The organism is Mesorhizobium sp. M0816 (assembly GCF_040320005.1).
Taxonomy (GTDB): Bacteria; Pseudomonadota; Alphaproteobacteria; order Rhizobiales; family Rhizobiaceae; genus Mesorhizobium.
In genome coordinates this window covers 1-1,463 of sequence record NZ_JAMYOT010000092.1, presented here as the reverse complement: position 1 = coordinate 1,463, position 1,463 = coordinate 1, and the positions used below count along the sequence as shown (strand labels likewise).

At 61.4% G+C, this 1,463-nt stretch carries 1 protein-coding gene; it reads left to right on the top strand.

The features are described 5' to 3' along the window. The first annotated feature begins 47 nt into the window (after positions 1-47). Positions 48-1,454 carry an IS30 family transposase gene (locus NKI17_RS36790; RefSeq protein ID WP_352907940.1) on the top strand — a complete coding sequence of 469 codons (1,407 nt, stop codon included), beginning with the start codon at positions 48-50 and terminating at the stop codon, positions 1,452-1,454. Positions 1,455-1,463 lie beyond the last annotated feature (9 nt).

The following is a 1,463-nucleotide window of genomic DNA, read 5'->3' as shown; positions in this document are numbered from 1 at the left end:
GGCGGATTCAACCGGTCGTCGCAACACCCTCATACCAGGAGGTGTTTATGGCTACAGGAAGACGGAAATCGGAACGCTCTACGCGGCATAAATTGTCCTCGCCAGGTCGACCACCGGTGTGGCAGCGTGAGAACCTGTGCCGGTTCTGGCGAGGAGTGGCAGCAGGCCTTTCCAGTGAAGAAGCCGCCACCGAAGCCGGCGTCTCCGGCCCCGTAGGTATCCGGTGGTTTCGGAGTTCAGGCGGAATGCCTCCCACACATCTTTCGCCCGCGGTGGCGCCACTCACGAGCCGAAATCTGACGTTCCAGGAACGCGAGGAAATAGCTTTGGAATGCGCTCGGGGAACTGGAGTGCGTGCGATCGCGCGCAAGCTGGGGCGGTCGCCCAGCACAATCTCCCGCGAGCTAAGGCGCAACTCGGCTACGCGCGGTGGAGACTTCGACTATCGGGCTATTACAGCGCAGTGGCATGCTGATCGAGCAGCACGACGGCCCAAGGTGGGAAAGCTGGCAACCAATCCTGCCCTTCGTGACTACGTACAGGACCGGCTCGCCGGCTTCATTGCCACGCCGGACGGCATCGCCTTCGATGGTCCCGTCGTGGTATGGAAAGGACGACGGGCCGTTCATCGGCAAAGTCGACGCTGGTCCACAGCCTGGAGCCCGGAACAGATTGCGCGGCGTCTGCAGCTGGACTTCCCCGAGACTTCGACCATGCGCATCAGCCACGAAGCCATTTATCAGGCGCTTTACATTCAGGGCCGGGGCGCCCTGAAGCGGGAGGTATCGGCCTGTCTGCGCTCCGGGAGAGCGCTGCGTTTGCCCCGCGAACGAGCTCGTAGCCGTGGCAAGTCATTCATAGCTGACGCGCTAATGATCAGTGATCGGCCGGCAGAGGTCGGTGACAGAGCAGTGCCTGGCCACTGGGAGGGTGATCTCATTCTCGGTCTCGGCAGCTCAGCGATTGGCACGCTGGTCGAACGTACGACACGGTTCACAATGCTCCTGCACCTGCCGCGCATGGAACGCCACGGGAGAGACAAGTCTGTCAAAAACGGCCCGGCTCTTGCCGGGCATGGTGCCGAAGCGGTCCGCGACGCCATCGCCGGGACCATCATGGAACTACCAGCTCACCTGCGCCGATCCTTGACTTGGGACCAGGGTGCGGAGATGGCGCAGCATGCACAACTCCGCTTCGAGACTGGCCTCGAAATCTACTTCTGCGACCCTCAAAGCCCTTGGCAGCGCGGAAGCAACGAAAACACCAACGGACTGCTGCGTCAGTACTTTCCAAAAGGCACCGATCTTAGCCGGCATGAGGCCGATGAACTCAGCGCTGTAGCGCATGCTTTGAATACCAGGCCCCGCAAGACGCTGGAATGGCGCACGCCTGCAGAGGCTCTCGACCAGTTGCTCAAAACAGATATGATCGAGGGTGTTGCGACGACCGGTTGAATCCGCCCA

Bases quoted from the DNA above. Each gene is read 5' to 3' on its own strand.
- NKI17_RS36790 (WP_352907940.1), top strand. From the start codon at position 48: ATGGCTACAGGAAGACGGAAATCGGAACGCTCTACGCGGCATAAATTG.